Annotated in this window: 21 protein-coding genes and 1 pseudogene; 6 read left to right on the forward strand and 16 right to left on the reverse strand. The window is 70.7% G+C overall.

The genetic code is table 11. The features are described 5' to 3' along the window. Positions 1–66 precede the first annotated feature (66 nt). The 4 genes from ACFVYK_RS06915 to ACFVYK_RS06930 all read right to left on the reverse strand — a co-directional run bounded on the left by ACFVYK_RS06915 (position 67) and on the right by ACFVYK_RS06930 (position 3,698). Positions 67–522, reverse strand: a complete 456-nt coding sequence (locus ACFVYK_RS06915) for an Lrp/AsnC family transcriptional regulator (protein ID WP_057583651.1) — start codon at positions 520–522, stop codon at positions 67–69. Between the two features lie 87 nt (positions 523–609). After that, complete coding sequence (locus tag ACFVYK_RS06920) at positions 610–1,272, reverse strand: UbiX family flavin prenyltransferase (RefSeq protein WP_389769650.1); 663 nt, start codon at positions 1,270–1,272, stop codon at positions 610–612. Positions 1,273–1,338: 66 nt separating this feature from the next. Further along, on the reverse strand, positions 1,339–2,244 hold the full coding sequence (mqnP, locus tag ACFVYK_RS06925) for a menaquinone biosynthesis prenyltransferase MqnP (RefSeq protein WP_389769507.1): 906 nt from the start codon (positions 2,242–2,244) through the stop codon (positions 1,339–1,341). Next, on the reverse strand, positions 2,241–3,698 hold the full coding sequence (locus ACFVYK_RS06930; RefSeq protein WP_389769510.1) for a menaquinone biosynthesis decarboxylase: 1,458 nt from the start codon (positions 3,696–3,698) through the stop codon (positions 2,241–2,243). The genes mqnP and ACFVYK_RS06930 overlap by 4 nt, the downstream gene beginning before the upstream one ends. 167 nt (positions 3,699–3,865) lie before the next feature. On the opposite strand from ACFVYK_RS06930, the gene ACFVYK_RS06935 reads away from it, so the two are divergent. After that, the gene (locus tag ACFVYK_RS06935; RefSeq protein WP_389769513.1) at positions 3,866–4,261 is read left to right on the forward strand and encodes a PLD nuclease N-terminal domain-containing protein; all 396 of its coding nucleotides are present in this window, start codon (positions 3,866–3,868) and stop codon (positions 4,259–4,261) included. On the opposite strand, the gene ACFVYK_RS06940 is transcribed toward ACFVYK_RS06935, so the two are convergent. After that, positions 4,248–4,373, reverse strand: a complete 126-nt coding sequence (locus tag ACFVYK_RS06940; protein ID WP_389769653.1) for a DUF397 domain-containing protein — start codon at positions 4,371–4,373, stop codon at positions 4,248–4,250. The genes ACFVYK_RS06935 and ACFVYK_RS06940 overlap by 14 nt on opposite strands. Further along, positions 4,330–5,244, reverse strand: coding sequence for a Scr1 family TA system antitoxin-like transcriptional regulator (locus tag ACFVYK_RS06945; RefSeq protein ID WP_389769516.1), 915 nt, complete (start codon positions 5,242–5,244; stop codon positions 4,330–4,332). Before ACFVYK_RS06945 ends, ACFVYK_RS06940 begins: the two co-directional genes overlap by 44 nt. A 123-nt stretch (positions 5,245–5,367) precedes the next feature. Here ACFVYK_RS06945 and ACFVYK_RS06950 point away from each other — a divergent pair, with 123 nt between their 5' ends. Further along, on the forward strand, positions 5,368–5,955 hold the full coding sequence (locus tag ACFVYK_RS06950) for a hypothetical protein (RefSeq protein ID WP_389769519.1): 588 nt from the start codon (positions 5,368–5,370) through the stop codon (positions 5,953–5,955). Between the two features lie 21 nt (positions 5,956–5,976). Here ACFVYK_RS06950 and ACFVYK_RS06955 read toward each other — a convergent pair whose 3' ends face one another. Beyond that, on the reverse strand, positions 5,977–6,447 hold the full coding sequence (locus ACFVYK_RS06955) for a nucleoside deaminase (protein WP_389769522.1): 471 nt from the start codon (positions 6,445–6,447) through the stop codon (positions 5,977–5,979). 145 nt (positions 6,448–6,592) lie between these two features. Here ACFVYK_RS06955 and ACFVYK_RS06960 point away from each other — a divergent pair, with 145 nt between their 5' ends. Continuing rightward, the gene (locus ACFVYK_RS06960; RefSeq protein WP_389769525.1) at positions 6,593–7,378 is read left to right on the forward strand and encodes a CDP-alcohol phosphatidyltransferase family protein; all 786 of its coding nucleotides are present in this window, start codon (positions 6,593–6,595) and stop codon (positions 7,376–7,378) included. Between the two features lie 104 nt (positions 7,379–7,482). Here ACFVYK_RS06960 and ACFVYK_RS06965 read toward each other — a convergent pair. The 8 genes and pseudogenes from ACFVYK_RS06965 to hemL form a co-directional block, all read right to left on the reverse strand. Continuing rightward, positions 7,483–7,587 (reverse strand): annotated as a pseudogene (locus ACFVYK_RS06965) (RNA polymerase subunit sigma-70); the annotation flags it as partial. A 90-nt stretch (positions 7,588–7,677) separates the two neighbouring features. Beyond that, positions 7,678–8,784, reverse strand: a complete 1,107-nt coding sequence (gene ccsB, locus ACFVYK_RS06970) for a c-type cytochrome biogenesis protein CcsB (protein ID WP_389769528.1) — start codon at positions 8,782–8,784, stop codon at positions 7,678–7,680. Then, positions 8,781–10,505, reverse strand: coding sequence for a cytochrome c biogenesis protein ResB (locus ACFVYK_RS06975; protein WP_389769531.1), 1,725 nt, complete (start codon positions 10,503–10,505; stop codon positions 8,781–8,783). Before ACFVYK_RS06975 ends, ccsB begins: the two co-directional genes overlap by 4 nt. A gap of 3 nt (positions 10,506–10,508) precedes the next feature. Then, positions 10,509–11,279 carry a cytochrome c biogenesis CcdA family protein gene (locus tag ACFVYK_RS06980; protein ID WP_389769534.1) on the reverse strand — a complete coding sequence of 257 codons (771 nt, stop codon included), beginning with the start codon at positions 11,277–11,279 and terminating at the stop codon, positions 10,509–10,511. Between the two features lies 1 nt (position 11,280). Beyond that, on the reverse strand, positions 11,281–11,913 hold the full coding sequence (locus ACFVYK_RS06985; RefSeq protein ID WP_389769537.1) for a TlpA family protein disulfide reductase: 633 nt from the start codon (positions 11,911–11,913) through the stop codon (positions 11,281–11,283). A gap of 66 nt (positions 11,914–11,979) precedes the next feature. Further along, the gene (locus ACFVYK_RS06990) at positions 11,980–13,311 is read right to left on the reverse strand and encodes a hypothetical protein (protein ID WP_389769540.1); all 1,332 of its coding nucleotides are present in this window, start codon (positions 13,309–13,311) and stop codon (positions 11,980–11,982) included. A gap of 159 nt (positions 13,312–13,470) precedes the next feature. Continuing rightward, positions 13,471–14,184 carry a histidine phosphatase family protein gene (locus ACFVYK_RS06995; RefSeq protein WP_389769543.1) on the reverse strand — a complete coding sequence of 238 codons (714 nt, stop codon included), beginning with the start codon at positions 14,182–14,184 and terminating at the stop codon, positions 13,471–13,473. Next, positions 14,181–15,500, reverse strand: a complete 1,320-nt coding sequence (gene hemL, locus ACFVYK_RS07000; protein ID WP_389769546.1) for a glutamate-1-semialdehyde 2,1-aminomutase — start codon at positions 15,498–15,500, stop codon at positions 14,181–14,183. Before hemL ends, ACFVYK_RS06995 begins: the two co-directional genes overlap by 4 nt. 590 nt (positions 15,501–16,090) lie before the next feature. Here hemL and ACFVYK_RS07005 point away from each other — a divergent pair. The 3 genes from ACFVYK_RS07005 (at position 16,091) to ACFVYK_RS07015 (ending at position 18,116) form a co-directional block, all read left to right on the forward strand. Beyond that, positions 16,091–16,528 (forward strand): hypothetical protein, encoded by a 438-nt coding sequence (locus ACFVYK_RS07005; protein ID WP_389769549.1) that lies wholly within the window; start codon positions 16,091–16,093, stop codon positions 16,526–16,528. A 382-nt stretch (positions 16,529–16,910) separates the two neighbouring features. Next, positions 16,911–17,321, forward strand: a complete 411-nt coding sequence (locus ACFVYK_RS07010) for a DUF6153 family protein (protein ID WP_389769551.1) — start codon at positions 16,911–16,913, stop codon at positions 17,319–17,321. A 90-nt stretch (positions 17,322–17,411) separates the two neighbouring features. Beyond that, positions 17,412–18,116, forward strand: a complete 705-nt coding sequence (locus tag ACFVYK_RS07015) for a DUF305 domain-containing protein (RefSeq protein ID WP_389769554.1) — start codon at positions 17,412–17,414, stop codon at positions 18,114–18,116. Positions 18,117–18,233: 117 nt separating this feature from the next. Here ACFVYK_RS07015 and ACFVYK_RS07020 read toward each other — a convergent pair whose 3' ends face one another. Continuing rightward, positions 18,234–19,652, reverse strand: coding sequence for a DUF2252 domain-containing protein (locus ACFVYK_RS07020; protein WP_389769557.1), 1,419 nt, complete (start codon positions 19,650–19,652; stop codon positions 18,234–18,236). Positions 19,653–19,698 lie beyond the last annotated feature (46 nt).

The following is a 19,698-nucleotide window of genomic DNA, read 5'->3' on the forward strand; positions in this document are numbered from 1 at the left end:
CCGATACCGACGACTGCCCGCCGGCTTCCCCCGCCGACCGACCCGACCAACCGTACGTCCCCGCGGCTACACCTCTTCCGGCAGCTCCCCGACGCGGTTCTCCCACTTGGTGGAGAGCACGATGGTGGTACGGGTCCGGGAGACGCCCTTGGTGCCGCTGAGCCGACGGATGATCTTCTCCAGACCGTCGACGTCCGTCGCCCGCACCTTGAGCATGAACGAGTCGTCGCCGGCGATGAACCAGCAGTCCTCGATCTCGCTCAGGTCCTTGAGCCGGGCCGCCACGTCCTCGTGGTCGGCGGCGTCGGAGAGCGAGATGCCGATGAGGGCGATGACGCCGAGGCCGAGCTGGGCGGCGTTCACCGTGGCCCGGTAGCCGGTGATGACGCCGGCCGCCTCCAGCCGGTTGATGCGGTCGGTGACGCTGGGTCCCGACAGACCGACGAGGCGTCCCAGCTCCGCGTAGGAGGCCCGGCCGTTCTCCCTCAGGGCCTGGATGAGCTGCCTGTCCACCGCGTCCATGCGAATCGAAGCCTTCCGGTGAAGAATCCTGAAGAGATGAGAGGTCCTGCGGGTACTGCGAAGCACTGCCACGTGTACGGACGGCCCTCAGGTCGCCCGCGTTCCTGACGCGCCGCCCAGCTCGCCGTCCCACCGGCGGTAGAGCCCGTGCGCGGCCCCCGCCGCGTCGAGAACGCGCCCGGCGACGAAGTCGACCAGGTCCTGGATGTGCGTGGCGCCCGCGTAGAAGGCGGGGGAGGCGGGCACGACGCTCGCGCCGGCGTCGTCCAGCGCGACCAGATGGCGCAGGGTCTGCCCGTTCAGCGGGGTCTCGCGGACGGCCACGACCAGGGGCCGCCGTTCCTTGAGCGTGACGCTCGCGGCCCGCTGGAGCAGGTCCTTCGACAGCCCGAGGGCGACCCCGGCGACACAGGCGGTCGAGGCGGGCACGATCAGCATCCCCTTCACGGGATACGACCCCGAGGAGGGGCCGGCGGCGAGATCCCCCGCGGCCCAGTGGCGCACCCGGTCGCCGCTGACGTCGACGTCGAACGCGTCCGGTTTGCCGTCGGCTCCGCGCCCGAGCCATTCCCGCAGGTCGTCCCGCCAGTGCGCGTCCCGGAAGGAGATCCCGGTCTCGTCGAGCAGAGTGAGCCGCGAGGCCCGGCTGACCACCAGGTCGACGCTCTCGCCCCCGGCGAGCAGCGCCCGCAGCACGGCGGCGGCATAGGGCGTCCCGGACGCCCCGGACACCCCCACGATCCAAGGCACGCGCTGCGTTTCTCCTGCGTTCACACCTTGAGCGTACCGGTGGGCACGGAGGTCTTCAGGACCGGACTACACCGTGAGCCCCCGCACCAGCAGGTCGACGAGCGCGCAGACGAACAGGCTGATGCCGATGAACCCGTTGGTCGAGAAGAACGCCCTGTTCAGCCGGGACAGGTCGTGGGGGCGCACGATCGAGTGCTCGTACACGAACGCGCCCGCGACGATCAGCAGCCCCAGCCAGAAGAACGCGCCGGCGCCGGTGGCCAGCGCGTACCAGACGAACAGCGCGGTCGTGACGGCGTGGCAGACGCGCGCGCCCCGGATCGCCGCCGGGACGCCGAAGCGGGCCGGCACCGACATGACGCCGATCTCGCGGTCGGTCTCGACGTCCTGGCAGGCGTAGATCAGGTCGAAGCCGCCGATCCAGACGCCGACGGCCAGCCCGAGGATGACCGCGTCCCAGGACCACTCGCCGGTGATCGCCAGCCAGCCGCCGATCGGGCCCATCGCCTGGGCCACACCCAGGATGGCCTGCGGGAAGTTCGTGAACCGCTTGCCGTAGGGGTAGACCACCATCGGGATCACCGCGACGGGGGCCAGGGCGAGGCAGAGCGGGTTGAGCAGCGCCGCCGAGCCGAGGAACACGGCGACGGCGACCAGCGCGCCGGTCCAGGCGTGCTTCACCGACATCGCACCCGTCACCAGCTCGCGGTGCGCGGTGCGCGGGTTGCGGGCGTCGATCTCGCGGTCGATGATCCGGTTGACCGCCATGGCGAAGGTGCGCAGGCCCACCATGCAGACGGTGACCAGCAGCAGTCTGGCCCAGTGGATGTTGCCGTCCAGCTCGAACATCGCCGTGAGGGCGGCGATGTAGGCGAAGGGCAGCGCGAACACGGAGTGCTCGATCATCACCAGGCGCAGGAAGGCCTTCGTGCGCCCCGGCTGCTGCGGAAGTGCTGCGGATGCGGAGCTCACAGCCCGTACTCCTTCCAGCGGCGGTCGACCTTCGCCGCCGTCTCCGGGTCGGGCAGCACCATCTCCGGCCAGCCGCCGTCCCGCGTGTACCCCTCCTCGGGCCACTTCCTCGTCGCGTCGATGCCCGCCTTGCCACCCCAGAACTGCTGGTAGGAGGCGTGGTCGAGGTGGTCGACGGGACCTTCGACGATCGACAGGTCACGGGCGTAGTCGGTGTTGCCGAGCGCCCGCCAGGCGACCTCGTGCAGGTCGTGGACGTCGCAGTCGGCGTCGACGACCACGATCAGCTTGGTCAGCGACATCATGTGCGCGCCCCAGACGGCGTGCATGACCTTCTGTGCGTGCTTGGGATACTTCTTGTCGATCGAGACGATCGCACAGTTGTGGAAACCGCCGGCCTCGGGCAGGTGGTAGTCCACGATGTCCGGGACGATGATCTTGAGCAGGGGCAGGAAGAAGCGCTCCGTGGCCCGGCCGAGCGGACCGTCCTCCGTCGGGGGCCGGCCCACCACGATCGACTGCAGCAGCGGCCGCTTCCGCATCGTCACGCAGTCGATCTTCAGCGCGGGGAACGGCTCCTGCGGCGTGTAGAAGCCGGTGTGGTCGCCGAAGGGGCCCTCCGGGAGCATCTCGCCCGGCTCCAGCCAGCCCTCGATGACGACCTCCGCCTGCGCCGGCACCTGAAGCGGCACCGTCTTGCAGTCGACCATCTCGATCCGCCTGCCCGCGAGGAACCCGGCGAACAGGTACTCGTCGATGTCGCCGGGCAGCGGCGCGGTGGAGGCGTACGTCACGGCGGGCGGGCAGCCGAAGGCGATCGCGACGGGCAGCTTCTCGCCCTTGCGCGCGGCCACCTGGTAGTGGTTGCGGCTGTCCTTGTGGATCTGCCAGTGCATGCCGATCGTGCGCTTGTCGTGGCGCTGGAGGCGGTACAGACCGAGGTTGCGGACGCCGCTCTCGGGGTCCTTGGTGTGCGTCAGGCCCAGGTTGAAGAAGGAGCCGCCGTCCTGCGGCCAGGTGAAGAGGGCGGGCAGGGCGTCGAGGTCGACGTCGTCGCCGTGCAGGACGACCTCCTGGACGGGAGCGTCCTGGGGCTTCACCTTCTTCGGCGGGACGTGCGTCATCGCGCCGAGCTTGCCGAAGGCCTCGCGCACGCCGACGAACCCCTGCGGCAGCTCGGGCCGCAGCAGCCCGCCGATTCTGTCGCTGATCTCCGCGTACGACTTCAGCCCCAGGGCTTTCAGCAGCCGCCGGTCGGTGCCGAAGACGTTCATCGCGAGGGGCATGCTGGAGCCCTTCACGTTCTCGAAGAGCAGCGCCGGGCCCCCGGACTTCTGGACCCGGTCGACGATCTCACCGACCTCCAGATACGGATCGACCTCGGCCTTGACGCGCTTGAGGTCGCCTTCGCGTTCCAGTGCCCTGAGCAGGGAACGAAGATCGTCGTAAGCCATGTGTCCCAGTATCGCCGAGGGCCCGCTCCCGCCCGACGCCCGCCCCTGTCTTTCTGCCGGGGCGCCGGGGCCGTCCCCCGGGATGGCACGCCGGCCACCCGCTACCCTGACCCCGTCACCGGGGCCGTCCCGCGCCCCCTCGCCGCGTTCTGGGAGAACCCGCCACCATGCTCAGGTATCTGCCGTTCCTGCTGGTCCTGGCACTGTGGATCTACGCCTTCATCGACTGCCTGAACACGCCCGAGGAAGAGGTGCGCGGGCTGCCGAAGGTGGTGTGGGTCATCATCATCCTCCTCTTCGGCGAGGTGCTCGTCGGTCCGATCGCCTGGCTGGTGGCGGGAAGGACGCGGCATGCGACGGCGGGCGGCGCCACCCCGTCGGAGTGGCACCGCAACCACCGCACCGAGTTCGTCGCCCCCGACGACAACCCCGAGTTCCTCGCGTCCCTGCGCAAGGAGAACAAGAAGGACGAGGAGCTCCTCAAGGACTGGGAGGCCGACCTGCGCCGCCGCGAGGACGAGCTGAAGCGCCGCGAGTCGGGCGAGGAGCCTAAGGAAGGCTGACGGCGTCCACGAACGCGGCCCAGGCGCTCCGCGCGACGACGATCACCGGGCCGTCGGCCGCTTTGCTGTCACGGACGGGGACGACGGAAGCGAACCCGGTGGCGACTTCGATGCAGTTGCCGCCGTTCTCGCCGCTGTAGCTGCTTTTGATCCAGTTCGCCGCGCCGAGTTCGTACCTGTTCATGATGCCCGTACCCCTCCATCGCGCCGCTGATCAGAACGACGGACTCACGGGCTGACAGAGCGTCCGCCCTGAGCACATCATAGGTGCGGCTATGGCCCGTGAAGACGGTTGGATCGTCGTTGAAATGGCCATGGTCCACGGACTCCGAGTACACCCATCGATGTCCGTCGGGCAGCTCGATCAGCGACATGGACACATTGGGGCGCAGGAGTTCCGGGAAGTCCGCCGGGGCCACCTGGATACGGATGTTGGCGCGTCGGCCGACCTCCAAGAGGTGTGCGCACTGGTCCCGCATGATCGCTGCGTTCCCCACGACGTGGCGCAGGCAGCTCTCGTCCAGGACGACGACGTACAACGGGCCGCCTTCGGTCAGGAACCGCTGCTGTCGGCTCAGCCGAGCCCGAACGCGCTCCTCGACCTCACGACCGCTCGCGACCCGTGAGAACAGAGCGTGCGCGTAGTCCGGTGTCTGCAACATGCCCGGCATCACACGCTCTTGGTACTCCCAGAGGGAGACCGCCTCCGCGTCCATCTCGGCCCGCCGCTTGAACCAGTCCGGATGCTCCACTTGGGCGTACCAGTCGACGCGCCCCCAGAGCCGGGTCAACGCCCCGCCTGTGCGGAGCACTTCGTCACACATCTTGGCGAACGGCTCCTGCGGGACCCGGGTCCCCGACTCCACGCGGGCCACCAACGACCGGTCGCACGGGATCGCCTTCGCCAGGGCCTCCTGGGTCAGCAGCGCCCCCTCGCGGTAGTGCCGCAGCAGTTCGCCGAAGAGCATGGCGTTGGTGGTCATGGGTCGACCCCCTCCGTGACAGGCGGCAGTGGCACGCGCCGGACATTGATACGCACCGTGCCCGCACGCGACGCTCGACACACCCAGAGTCACGAAGTCGGTACGGAGAGGGCACGGACGGGCATGACCGAAAGCACCGAGAACCAGTTCGAAACGGGAACGGTCGTCTACGACCCCACCTCGGACAACGTCGGCGAGTACCAGGGGAAGGCGGGCCCGTACGCGCTGCTGCGTCCGGTCGGCGGCGGCCGGGAGTGGGAGGCCCGCCCGGAGTCGCTCCGTCCGGCCACTCCCGGCGAACGCCTCAGCGCGGCCGTCCGCGCCGCCAACTCCCGCTCGTTCCAGGGCGCGCCGGAGCCCCTCTCCCCCGTCCCCGTCCGGGACTGCGCGGCCTGCGCCGATCTGGCCGCGCTGCGCGACGACGCCCGCGCCCGGCACGACGGCAGCGCCGAGACCGACGCGGACGTCCTGCTGCGCCGTCACCAACTCCGCTATCACGCACCCCTGTTGGGGCTGCGGGAGTATGCGCTCGTGCCGGACGCCTCGGCCGGGGCGGAGTACGAGACGTCGTGCACCGAGTGCCGGGCCGGGTCCGGGGCGCGGCCGGGTCCGGCCGACGTGGAGGAGTGGCAGCGCGGGCACACCCGGCAGACCGGGCATGCCCGCTACCGCCGCACCGTCGCCGACTACGCGGTGCTCGGCTCACCGTGACGAGTCCCGCCTCGCCTTCCGTCAGGGAGCGGAGGATCCGGCGATGTCCTCGTTCCACAGCGCCGGGTTCTGCTGGACGAACTCGCGCATCATCGCGACGCACTCGGCGTCGTCGAGCAGCATGATCTGCACGCCGTACTCCGCCAGCCAGTGGTGACCGCCGTGGAAGGTGGCCGCCTCTCCGATCACCACCCGGGAGATGCCGAACTGGCGCACCAGCCCGGAGCAGTACCAGCACGGCGAGAGGGTCGTGACCATCGTCGTGCCGCGGTACGAGCGCTGCCGGCCCGCGGCGCGGAACGCGGCGGTCTCCGCGTGCGTGGCGGGGTCGTCGTCCTGCACGCGCCGGTTGTGTCCGCGGCCGAGGAGCGTGCCGTCCGCGCCGTAGAGGGCCGCGCCGATCGGGATGCCGCCCTCGGCGAGGCCGGTCCGCGCTTCGGCGACGGCGGTGGCCAGCCAGGTCCGCGCCGTCGCCTGATCCAGAAGGTCCATGGCCTCATGCTGCGGTCACCGGCGGCCCGGGGCAATACGGACCACTCGAACGGGGTGCCCGCTCTGCCAACCGCCCGGCCGCGACGGCCACTTGAGCGCTCTGTAGCCTGGCCCGATCATCATGGGGCTCGTGGGAGGAACGTTCATGGTTGCTGCTCCGGTACTGGAGGAGCTGCGAGAGGTCTGCCAGCCGCAGACCAAGCTGGCGAGCCGCAACGGCGAACACTGGGCGGGCCGGCTGTACATGCGGCGGGTCTCCCTGCGGTTCACCCGTCAGCTGGTGCGCACCCGGGTCACTCCGGACCAGCTGACCTGGACGATGGTGGTGTGCGGGGTGCTCTCCGGAGCCGCGCTGCTGGTCCCGGGCCTGACCGGGGCCGTGCTGGCCGCCCTCCTGATGCAGTTGTTCCTGCTCTTCGACTGCGTGGACGGCGAGGTGGCCCGTTGGAAGGGCCAGAACAGCGCGACCGGCATCTACGTCGACCGGCTCGGCGCGTATCTCGCCGACGCGGCGCTCATGACCGGCTTCGGCTTCCGCGCCGCGGAGTCCGGGCTCGGGGGCTGGGCGGGCTTCAACGGCTGGGTGTCGCTCGGGCTGGCGACCGCGCTCGGCGTCGTGCTGCTGAAGGCGTCGACCGACCTGGTGGACGTGGCGCGGGCCCGGCGCGGGCTGACCGTGGCCGACGACGAGGCCGCCGCGCCGCGCTCACAGGGCGTCGCCTCGGTGCGCCGGCTGGCCGCCGCGTTCAAGATCCACCGGGTGACCAACGGCATCGAGGCGTCCTTGGTCCTCCTCGTCGTGGCCTTCGCCGACACAGCCACCGACTCGGTCGACCCGACCCGCTGGGCGCTGGCCGCCATCGCCGTCGTCACCTGGCTGATGGTCCCGGCTCACCTGCTGTCGATCCTGTCGTCGTCCCGGCTGCGCTGACGCCAACGCCCTGCGCCGACGAAGCATGCCCGCCGATCCGCCCCGTTTCTGTACGACAACGCCGTGACGATCGTGGAGCTGCACGCCGACGGTGGCTCCCGTCTCCACTCCCCCGTGAGCCGGTAGGCGTGGTTGTAGACGGAGCGGGCGTAGGCGTCGAAGAGCTCGCCGAAGGCGTCGTGGTCCCCCGCGCGGATGCGTTTCCTCAGCGTTCGCCGAGCGCTCGGGGTACTCGGGTTCGCATCCACGCCCTTCTACCTGTCCGTACGGCGGTCGCGCGGGCGGGGGTGGGGTCCGGGTCAGACTCCCGCGTACGAGTGCTTGCCGGTGACGAAGATGTTGACGCCGTAGTAGTTGAACAGCCAGCAGCCGAAGGCGATCAGAGCCAGGTAGGCGGCCTTGCGGCCCTTCCAGCCGGCCGTGGCGCGGGCGTGCAGGTAGCAGGCGTAGGCGACCCAGGTGATGAACGACCAGGTCTCCTTGGGGTCCCAGCCCCAGTAGCGGCCCCACGCGTCGCCCGCCCAGATCGCGCCCGCGATGATCGTGAACGTCCACAGCGGGAACACGGCCGCGTTGACGCGGTAGGCGAACTTGTCGAGGGAGGCGGAGGCCGGCAGCCGGTCCAGGACCGAGTTGGCGAAGCGGCCGGGCTTGCCGCCGGTCGCGAGCTTGTTCTCGTAGGCGTCCTTGAACAGGTACAGGATCGTGGCGACCGCGCCGACGTAGAACACCGCGCCGCAGAAGATCGCGGTGGAGACGTGGATGTACAGCCAGTACGAGTGCAGGGCGGGGACGAGCTGGTCGCTCGCCGTGTAGAGGACCGTCACCGCGAGGCCGAGGTCCAGCAGGACCGTGGTGATCAGGAACAGGCCGAGCCAGCGCACGTTCTTGCGCAGCGCCAGCAGCCCGAGGTACACGCCGACGGCCACCGTGGAGAAGGTGATGTTGAACTCGTACATGTTGCCCCACGGCGCGCGCTGCACCGAGGCCGCGCGGGCGACCACGCCGGTCAGCTCGACCAGGAACGCGAGCACCGTGAGCGAGACGGCGATCCGGCCGTACATGTCGCCCTGCTCGTCGCCGCCGTGCGCGCCCGGCCCGTCGGGCACGTCACGCGCACCGGCCGCGGAGCGCACGACGACCTGGGGCCGCTCCAGGACGGCCGTCGCGCCGTCGCGCCTGACGGTGACGGCGGGCCCCTGGCTCTTGGTCGCGGCCTTCCCCTCGGCGGTGAGCGCGGCGGCGGTGCGGCCGACCTTGCTGCGGCTGCCGAAGAGCCATTCGGCGATGTACGCGAAGAAGGCCAGGGTGTAGACGGCCATCGAGGAGTAGATCAGCGTGTTGCTGATGCTCGCGAGATGCTCGTTGGTGGCGGTGGCCAGCTCGGTTGCGGCGGCGAGAGTCATTTCTCAGCCCCTTCGGCAGGTACGGCTTGGGGGTCGGGGGAAGGGTCGGGGGAATCCGAGGGGCCGGGGTCGGCCGCCCCGGGAGCCTGGTCGTAGAGGATCCCGGCGAGTTCGCCGAGCTCCTCGGGCACCTTGGCGGACTCGCTGCGGCCGAGGCCGGCCATCTCGACGACGGTCACCCCGTCGTCGCCCTTCACCGCGCGCACCCACACCCGGCGGCGCTGGATGAACAGGGAGCCGGCCAGGCCGAAGATCGCGGCCAGGGCGCCGGTGAGCGCCCAGCCGCTCGCGGGCTGCTGGGTGACCTGGAAGTTCGCCCACTGCTTGGTGCCCTCGTAGGTGACCGTGCCGGCGCCACCGGGCAGGGTCATGGTCTCGCCGGGCTTGAGGTTGCCCCTCAACTGCGCGCCCTTGGCGTCCTTGAACGCCTTCATATGGGTCTTGTCGAGCTGGTACACGCTCTGCGGGATGCCCGAGTCGACGCCGAGATCACCGTGGTACGGCGTCAGGTTCAGCACCGGGTTGCCGAGCGCCGGGAACGTCGACGCCGTCTCCATGCCCTTGGTGTAGGTCGGCAGGAAGAACGCCGAGATGCCGAGCTGCTCGGCGACGCCCTTGGGGTCGCGGTAGCCGTCGAGGACCTTGACGACGCCGGTGGAGGTGACGTTGGAGTCGAGCGGCAGCAGCGGCACGGCGTCGCTGTAGACGACGTTCCCCTTGCCGTCGCGGACGGTGATGACGGGCGCGTAGCCGTGCGCGGTGAGGTAGACCTTCGAGTCGGCGATCTCCAGCGGGTGGTTGACCTTGACGACGGTCTTCTCGTCCTTGCCGTAGGCGCCCACGCTGTAGGTGAGGGCGGCCTGGTAGGTGCGTGGGGTGCCCGTGTTGGGGCCCGAGGTCTCGTACGTGCCGGTGAACTTGTCCAGTCTGAAGCTGAACGGGTTCAGGTCGTCGGTGCTGAAGAGGCTGCCGGACTTGAAGTCGTTGTACTGGGTGAGGGTGTTGGAGAAACCGCTGCCCTCGACGACCAGCTTGTTGCCCTCGGCCTTGTAGAGCTGGCCCCAGGCGAAGGCGACCAGCATCACGATCAGCGCGATGTGGAAGGCCAGGTTGCCGACCTCGCGGGCGTAGCCCTTCTCGGCGGCGACGGCGTCCCCGGCGACGTGGGAGCGGAAGCGGCGCTTCTTCAGCAGGGCGAGCGCGGCCTCGCGGACCTGCTCGGGCTCGGCCGCGGTGCGCCAGGTCGTGTACGCGGGCAGCCGGGTCAGACGCCTCGGCGCACCCGGCGGGCGGCTGCGCAGCTGGCCGACGAACTGCCAGGTGCGGGGCACGATGCAGCCGATGAGGGAGACGAACAGCAGGATGTAGACGGCGGAGAACCACACCGAGCTGTAGACGTGGAAGAGGCCGAGCCTGTCGTAGACCGGCGCGAGCGTCCCGTGGGCCTCGCGGAAGTCGGCGACCTTGGTCTCGTCGGTGCCGGACTGCGGGATGAGCGAGCCGGGGATCGCGCCGAGCGCCAGCAGCAGCAGGAGCAGCAGCGCGACCCGCATCGAGGTGAGCTGCCGCCAGAACCAGCGGGTCCAGCCGATCACGCCCAGGCCGGGGACGGTGGCGAGGGAGTCGGCGGGGGCCGTGGACAGCTGGGAGCCGGCCGCGCCGAGCTCCTGCTCGTCGGAGGCGGCGGCCCCGGTCGGCACGCTGGGCGTGGTCTTGCTCATGGATCAGATCCCCACATCGAAACCGGCGGACCAGGACTGCACGTCCTGCACGAGACGATCCCACGCGCCGGTCAGCAGCAGGACGCCGGTCAGGATCATCATGGTGCCGCCGATCCGCATCACCCAGACGTAGTGCCGCTTGACCCAGCCGAAGGCGCCGAGGGCCTTGCGGAAGGCGACGGCGGCGACCACGAACGGGACGCCGAGACCCAGGCAGTAGGCGACGGTCAGCAGGGCTCCGCGGCCGGCGCTGCCCTGCTGGGAGGAGAGGGCCAGCACGGAGGCGAGGGTGGGGCCGATGCACGGCACCCAGCCGATGCCGAACAGGGCGCCCAGCAGCGGGGCGCCGACGAGCCCGGTCACGGGCCTCTTGTGGAAGCGGAACTCGCGCTGGGTCATCCAGGGCATCAGGCCCATGAAGAAGGCGCCCATGGCGATCATGAGCACGCCCAGCACCTTGGACAGGACGTCCTGGTTGGCCCGCAGCGTGTCGCCGAAGTAGCCGAACAGGGCGCCGCTGGAGACGAAGACGAAGGTGAAGCCGAGGACGAAGAGCGAGGCCCCGGCGACCATCCGCCCGCGGCGCGCGTCGGCCAGGTCGGTGCCGGCGACGCCGGTGACGTACGAGAGGTAGCCGGGGACGAGCGGAAGGACGCACGGCGAGAAGAAGGAGACGAGTCCGCCGAGCAGGGCGATGGGCAGCGCGACCAGCAACGCGCCGTTGAGCACGGTGTCGTTGTAGCCCGTGGCGGCGAGCGTGGTGAGAGCGCTCACGTCACTTCTCCGCGAGGACGGGAGAGATCATCTTGCGCAGCTTCTCCTCGCTGAGCGCGGCCAGCGACCGTGCGGCGATCTTGCCCTTCCGGTCTATGACCAGTGTGGACGGGATGGCCTGGAGGCTGAGCGTGCCCTTCTTGAACCGCAGCAGCAGCTTGCCCCTCGGGTCGGACAGGCTGGGGTAGGTGATGCCCTGCTGCTTCTCGAAGGCGAGCGCGTTCTTGTTGCTGGTGTCGAGGGTGTTGATGCCGACGAACCGGACGCCCTGTCCCTTGAGGTCGGTGTAGACCTTCTGGAAGTTCGGCGCCTCGGCCCGGCAGGGGGAACACCAGGATCCCCACACGTTCAGCACGACGATCTCGCCCTGGTAGTCCTTGAGGTCGAGCTGCCCGCCGGCGACGGTCTTGCCGGACAGGTCGGGGACCGCGTCGCGCTTGCCCGGCTCGACCGTGGAGATGCCGTCCTTGCCCATCACGAAGTTGGTGTCACCGCCGCCTCCGGAGGCGCCTCCGGAGGTGCAGGCGGAGAGCAGCAGTGCGGCGACGGCTCCGCCGGCGGCCGTGGCCAGGGCGGCACGGCGCGGACGGAACCGGGCGGTCGAGCGTGGAAGGGCGCGGCTGGCGGCACTCATGTGAAAAGTTTCGCATGCCCGTTCCGGGGATCTTGCCCGCCCCCCTTGCGGGGAGAAAACCGCATTTCAGGCGGCGCTCGGGGACGCGCTGGAGCCGGTGCCGCCGGTGCTGCCGGTACCCGCGGTCGTGCCCGCGGTGGCGGAGCTCGCGGCCAGGAACGTCTTCCAGCCGCCGGCCGGCCGCTGCCCGACCTCAAGGGTGCGCAGCTTCTCGAGGATCTCCGGCTTCTGGACGTCGATCCAGTCCACGAACTGCCGGAAGGAGACCAACCGCACGTCCGCGCCCTTCTCCTTCTCGCGCGCGATGTGCTTGAAGGCTTCCTCGACGGCGTCCATGTAGATGCCGCCGTTCCACTGCTCGAAGTGGTTGCCTATGAAGAAGGGGGCGCGGTTCGTCTCGTATGCCCGCTTGAATCCCTGTATGTACGCCTGCGAGGCCTGCGTCCGCCAGCCCGGGTAGTTGTGGGCGGGCGCCTTGGTCGAGTTGACCGACTGATTGGCGAGGATGTTGTAGTCCATCGACAGCACCTGGAAGCTGTGGCCGGGGAACGGTATGGCCTGCAGCGGCAGGTCCCATATGCCCTGCTTCTTCTTGGGCCAGACCTGGTTGCCGCCCGGGGAGGAGGCGTCGTAGCGCCAGCCCAGCGTGCGGGCGGTGGACAGCAGGTTGTCCTGGCCCAGCAGACAGGGCGTACGGGCGCCCACGAGTTCCTTGTCGTAGTCGAAGGGCAGCGAGGGCAGGTCGGTCCAGCCGGTGTTGGTCCGCCACTCCTTCACGAACTTCTTCGCCTGGTCTATCTCGCTGCGCCACTGCGCGGGCGTCCACTTGCCGACCGAGCCGTGGCCCTCGCCGCAGAAGTGCCCGTTGAAGTGGGTGCCTATCTCGTGCCCTTCGAGCCAGGCCCGGCGGACGTTTTTGAGCGTCGCCTTCACGTGGTCGTCGGAGAGGTAGCCGATGTCGGAGGCGCCGCGCGGGTTGTTCGGGGGGTCGTAGAGCCGCTTCTTCGACTCCGGCAGCAGGTACAGCCCGGAGAGGAAGAACGTCATGCTCGCGCCGTGTTCCTTGGCGAGGTCGAGGAAGCGCGGGAAGAGGCCGTTGCCGACCTCGCCCGCGCCGTCCCAGGAGAAGACGACGAACTGCGGCGGCTCCTGGCCGGGCTCCAGCGGCACGGGCTTGGCCGGCTGGTGGGGCTGCTTGCCGGTGAAGGAGGTCGAGCCGTCGCCTATCGGCCGGGCGGACGGCTTCGGCTTCGGGCTGCCCGAGGAGTCCTTCCCGCCGTCGGAACCGCCTTTGTGGGACGGCTCGTCCGACCCCGTGAGGCTGCCGCAGCCCGCGATTCCGGCGGCGGCAGCACCGGCGCCGAGTCCGAGTGCTCCCCTTCGGGTGATGGCGCGCATGGCAACCCCGTTCGTCACGTTCTCTGGTGGGCACGTCACCCATTCAGAGGACATGACGAACAAGGAGGTTCCGCCAAAACTTCCGGATTACGTAACAGAGCAGTCGATTTGAGCCATCACTCGGTCATCCGGTTTCGGTCATGACTGGGCGACCGGAGCCTACGCCCCGAACGCCTTGCCCTGGCCGGGGGCCTGGCCCCTGACCGGCTTGGCGCCGGCCCGGAGGTGGGCGGGCACCAGGTCGATGGCGGGCTCGGTGTAGCCGACGGACACGATCCGGTCCCCCCGGTAGGTGAAGGTCGTCAGCGAGGCGAGGGTGCACTGCCGCTTGCGCGGGTCGTGCCACAACCGCCGCCGCTCGACGTACGACCGGACGGTCCAGATCGGCAACTGGTGGCTGACGAGCACCGCCTCGTGCCCGCGGGCCGCCTCCTTGGCCGCGTCCAGCGCGCCCATCATCCGCACGACCTGATCGACGTACGGCTCGCCCCAGGACGGCCGGAACGGGTTGACGAGGTGCTTCCAGTTCTCGGGCCGGCGCAGCGCCCCGTCCCCCACTCCGAAGGTCTTGCCCTGGAAGACGTTCTCCGCCTCGACGAGCCGGGCGTCCGTGCCCAGATCGAGGCCGTGCGCCTTGGCGATCGGGGTGGCCGTCTCCTGCGCCCGCTCCAGCGGGGAGGCCACGACGTGCGTGACGTCACGGCCGGCGAGGTGTTCGGCGACCCGGTCGGCCATCTGCCGGCCCAGCGCGGAGAGGTGGTAGCCGTCGAGACGGCCGTAGAGGACCCCGTCGGGGTTGTGGACCTCGCCGTGCCGCATGAGGTGGACGACGGTGATGTCCTGGCCGGCGCCGTTCGTGTCGAAGGTGCTCATTCCGCCGTGGCCTCCGCAGCCGCTCGGGCCGCCGCCGGGAGGGCGTCGGCGATTCTCTGGACGGCCGCGTCGTCGTGGGCCGTGGACACGAACCAGGACTCGAAGGACGACGGCGGCAGATAGACGCCGTTCGCCAGCAGCGAGTGGAAGAAGGCGGTGAAGCGGAACGACTCCTGCGCCCTGGCGTCCTGGTAGTCCCGCACCGGCCGGTCCGTGAAGAAGACGGAGAACATGTTGGAGGCGCTCTGCAGCGTGTGCGCGACGCCCTCCTTGGCCAGCGCGCCGGAGACCAGCGCCTGGATCTGCTCCGACACGGCGTCGACCTTGGCGTAGGCGGCGTCGTCGAGGAGCCGGAGCTGGGCGAGCCCGGCGGCGGTGGCGACCGGGTTCCCGGAGAGCGTGCCGGCCTGGTAGACGGGCCCGGCGGGCGCGAGGTGCGCCATCACGTCGGCGCGCCCGCCGAACGCGGCGGCGGGGAAGCCGCCGCCCATCACCTTGCCGAAGGTCATGAGGTCGGGCCGCACCCCGTCGATCCCGAACCACCCCGCCCGGGAGGTCCGGAACCCGGTCATGACCTCGTCGGAGATGAACAGCGCGCCGTTGTTGGCGCAGGCGTCCTTGAGGCCCTGGTTGAACCCGGGCAGCGGCGGCACGACGCCCATGTTCCCCGGCGAGGCCTCGGTGATCACGCAGGCGATCTCACCGGGATGCCGGTGGAAGGCCTCCTGCACGGCCTCCAGGTCGTTGTACGGCAGGACGATCGTGTCGCCGGCCTGGGCGCCCGTGACGCCGGGCGTGTCGGGCAGCGCGAAGGTGGCGACGCCGGAGCCGGCGGCGGCGAGCAGCGAGTCCACGTGTCCGTGGTAGCACCCGGCGAACTTGATCACCTTGGAGCGCCGGGTGAACCCGCGGGCGAGCCGGATGGCGGACATGGTCGCCTCGGTGCCGCTGGACACCAGCCGCACCTGCTCCACCGGACCGACCCGCTCCACGATCTCCTCGGCGAGCGCGACCTCGCCCTCACCGGGCGTGCCGAACGAGGTGCCGCGCGAGACGGCGTCCTGCACGGCCGCGATGACCTCGGGGTGGGAGTGCCCGAGGATCATGGGTCCCCAGGAGCAGACGAGGTCGACGTACTCCCGCCCGTCCGCGTCGGTCAGATACGGGCCGGCGCCGGACACCATGAACCGGGGCGTTCCGCCCACGGCGCCAAAGGCGCGCACCGGCGAGTTGACCCCGCCCGGCGTGACGGCGGACGCACGGTCGAACAGCGCCTGCGAGACAGGCGCATCGTATGAATAGGGCAGTTCGCTCATGACCTGCGGCTTCTCCGACCTTTTCCGACTTGCTGGACTCCGGTTGCCAGTGAGCTCCCAGGGTAGGCCAGCGGTCCCGGCGCGCCGGGGCCAGGCCGCGGGGGCGCGGCGCCCTGCTGACCGGACGGTCAGTCCCTTCCTTCCGTCCGCCTCACGCCGGCCGAACCGCCCGCACCGCCGCCCGGTTCACCATCTGCGAAACTGAGTCGGAACGGGCCTGACAGACGTAGCTCTCACCGACCGTGTGTCGAGGGGCTGCGAAGATCCTGCGGACAGGTGTTTCACCGCACGTTTCGGCGGGCGGACGTGGGGGAGGTCACTGACACGATGATCAGGTTGCGCGGCGGGGGCCACGCGTCCTAGAAAAGCAGTCGGGTGGAGATATGCATCGCGGTGGCGGACTGGGCGAGGGGACTGACGACCTGGGTCCTCGACGTGCCCGGCGGGGAAGGCACCGGCGCGACGCGGAGGAAGCGAACGAAGCACGTCAGACGCAGGCACAAGGTGTACCGAGCGAGCCTGAGCGAGTCGACCGGCGAGTCGACCAGCGGGTCGACCGCCTCCGGGCGGGGAGCGGGAATGGTGGTCGGGTGGGGGTGACGTACAAGTACTTCGGCGCGCCCGACGGTGCTACGGCCGCCCGCGTCCCCATCTCGATGCGTCCCGAGGAACTCGGCGGCGACGAGCTCGGGATGAACGGCATGTTCACCAAGATCAAGCCGGAGACGATGGCCGCGATGGTGCTGACCGGCATCGAAGGCGTCCCCCTGCACAAGGTGCCCCCGCTGGAACTGATCGTCCTCCACCCCGACTACGCCGTCGTGAAGCTCCCCATGACGGTCGTCGACCCCCTGCGCGACATAGGCGAGGAAGCGGTCGGCGCGGCGGCGTTCATCTGGTCCACGGTGCCGGACCGGGGCGGCCCCCGGGACGCCTTCAACGTGTACCAACTCCTCCACGAATGGCAGGACTTCAGCCACCGCCTGCACGAGGCGGGCCACCAGCCCTACTGCCTGGTATGGCCCTGACCCGAGGTTTCGGTGACAGCGGGCGGGACCTTCGGGTCTCGCCCTTTCCCGTGCCCGGGACCGCGTCTGCGCGCCGGAGAGCGTGCGGGCGGCGGGCCGCGGCGGACGGCAGGCGGGACGATCCGGCCTCGCCGCTCGTGGCCGCTCGTCGTGCGGCTCACGCGCTGCCCGCGTCCGGCTGGGGTCTGTCGTGCGGATCAGGCTGCCGGAAGGAGTCCGACGGCGCCTGGTCAGCGTCGTGAGCGGGGCTCGGTGCGTGCAGCCGCGAGGCGGAGGAGGGAGTCGAGGAGGAGCTTCGGCGACCGACGACGACGCCGCAGACGGGCGTGCCGAGCCCCGCGTCCGCGGACTGGTCCGAACGGCAGGCCGTAGGGTGAAGGCGATGACCAGCCCCGAGCAGCACCCCGCGGCACCGCCTGTACGGCGGCGGTGGGCCCTGCTCGTGCTGGGGTTGCTGGCCGGGTTGCTGGCCATGCACGCCCTGGCCCCCGGCGGGACCGGTCATGACCACACCGGCGTCGCCGGCGGCGCCCGGCACACCACGGCCGTCACGGTGAGCGCGCACGACGACTGCGCGGGGGACGCCGGGGACTGCGGCGGAGGACATCTCCAGCACGCCGACCCGACCTGTGCGGCGGCCGCGGTGAGCGGAGCGCCGGCACTGCCCGCGCTCGTCCCCGACCCGGTGACCGCCCCGGTGCCGGCCGATGCGCCGCGCCTCTGCCCGGCCGACGCGCCGGACGGCGCCCGCGCGCCGCCGACTCTGGCGGAACTCCAGCTCCTGCGGATCTAGACACCACGCGGCACCGCGTCCCCGTACCCGACGCGGTGCGCCACGGCATGTCCAAATCCCTTTTTCACCCAGCACAGCAGGAGTTTCAGCATGCGCAACACCCGTTCCCTGACCCGCCGCGCGGTCGTCGCGGCCGTCTCCGTCGCCGCCGCGTTCACCCTCGCGGCCTGCGGCGACGACAGCGGCGCCGCGGGCGGCAACGCCGCCACGTCCTCGTCGTCCTCCTCGCCCTCGCCTTCGTCCTCCTCCTCGTCAAGCGATGCCGCCGGTGCGCACAACGGCCAGGACGTGGCCTTCGCGCAGGGCATGATCCCGCACCACCGGCAGGCCCTGGAGATGGCGGAAATGGCCGCCGGCCGGGCCTCCTCCGCTCGGGTCAAGGACCTCGCCTCACGCATCGAGAAGGCTCAGGACCCGGAGATCAGGACCATGAGCGGCTGGCTGACCTCGTGGGGCGAGGAGGTTCCGGCGTCCTCCGACAGCACGGCCGAGTCGATGCCCGGCATGGACCACTCGGGCGGGTCCGCGATGCCCGACACGGACCACTCGGGCGGGTCCGCGATGCCCGGCATGATGGACGCCTCGGACATGGCCGAGCTGGAGAAGGCGTCCGGCGCGGACTTCGACGCCGCGTTCCTGTCCATGATGGTCCGGCACCACCAGGGCGCCGTGGCCATGGCCGCCGTCGAGAAGAGCAAGGGCGCGTACGGCCCGGCGAAGTCCCTGGCCGACGCCGTCGTCACCGCGCAGACCGCCGAGATCGCGGAGATGAACGAGCTCCTCGGCAAGAGCTGACGAACGGCCGGTCGTGACCGACGCGTCGCGGCCGGGGGGAGGGAACGGCGCCCAGGCCGGCGCCGGTCCCTCCCCCGCGAACGTCGTCGCGTTCTGCCTTCGGCGGCCGCCGTCGTCTCAGGCCGACTCGGCGAGCACGCGCCCGGTCCGGACGGCGTCCAGGAGCGCCTGGTGGTCCTTCTCGTTCTGGTCCGCGTACAGCTCGGCGAAGGTCGCCAGGGCGCGGTCGAAGACGTCGCCGCCGCCGAGGTAGGCGGCGATGGCGATGCGGTCGCCGGAGCGGGCGTGCGCGCGGGCCAGGGTCGCTCCGCAGAGCCACGCGAACAGGGCCATCCGCTTCGGCGACATGTTCTCGGGGACGGCGATGCCCTTCCAGTCCCTGAGCTGGCGGACGTAGAAGTCGCGGCGGCGGCCGTCGATGCCCGTGGCCCGCTCCCAGCCGAGGAAGATGTCGCTGGTCGCCTGCATCATCCGCTGGCCGGCGACGACCCGCTCGCCCTGGGTGCGGAACCCGCAGGCGCCCGCGTAGGGGGCGAGCACGGACTCGTCGGCCTCCTTGGCCTGGAGGAACAGCGGGTCCCCGTCGTCCTTGCCGAGCAGCAGCACGATCCAGCAGCGGGTGCCGACGCTGCCCACGCCCACGACCTTGCGGGCGACGTCGGCGACGCGGTAGGTCTCCAGCAGGAAGCGCCGGTCGGTCTGCAGGGACTGGCTGTACCGCTCGACGAGGCGGCTGATCTCCGTCTCCAGCATGCCGCTCTCGGCCTTGGGCAGCAGGCTCTCCAGGCGGACCAGGAGCGGCGGGTCGTCGGTGATCCTGCGCTGTCCGCCGACGACGTGGGTGAGCTTGTCGAAGGCCTGGAGCGTGCCGTGCGCGCGGGCCTTCTCACGGGTGGCGTCCCAGCGTTCGCGGGTGTCGGCGTCGAGGTCGGGGGCGAACGCCTTCTGCAGTTCGTCCGCCTCGAAGCGGGTGTACCAGACCTCGAGATTGCCCATGCCCGCGAACTCCCGCATCCGCTCGCGGTACGACCGCACGGCGGTCCGCACCACCTTCGCGCGCTCCTTGGCGCTGAAGCCGTTGGCGCGGCCCGCGACGACCAGGCTGGCCGAGAGCCGTTTGACGTCCCACTCCCACGGGCCGGGCAGCGTCTCGTCGAAGTCGTTGATGTCGAACATCAGCCGGCGTTCCGGGGAGGCCAGCAGCCGGAAGTTCAGCATGTGCGCGTCACCGCAGCACTGGACCCGGATGCCGGTGCGGGGCGTCTCGGCGAGGTCCGCGGCCATGATGGCGGCGGCTCCCCGGTAGAAGCGGAACGGCGACTCGCTCATCCGCCCGTAGCGGATCGGCACGAGTTCGGGCAACCGCTTCGCCGACTGCGCGTCGATGACGTCCACCGGGTCGGTGCGCTTGGGCGGCGGCGAGAACTCGGCGTGCGCGGACCTCGGCACGTCGGAGCGGGCGGCCTTGCCGCGTTCGGCGCGCTCCCTCGGGGTGTGATGGCGCAGTTCGTGGCCGGTGGGGTTGTTCTCGCTCATGGCAGACGCTCCACGTGTGGTCGCCGAGGCGCGGGATGCGGGGGGA

The organism is Streptomyces sp. NPDC058291, assembly GCF_042880855.1.
GTDB lineage: Bacteria > Actinomycetota > Actinomycetes > Streptomycetales > Streptomycetaceae > Streptomyces.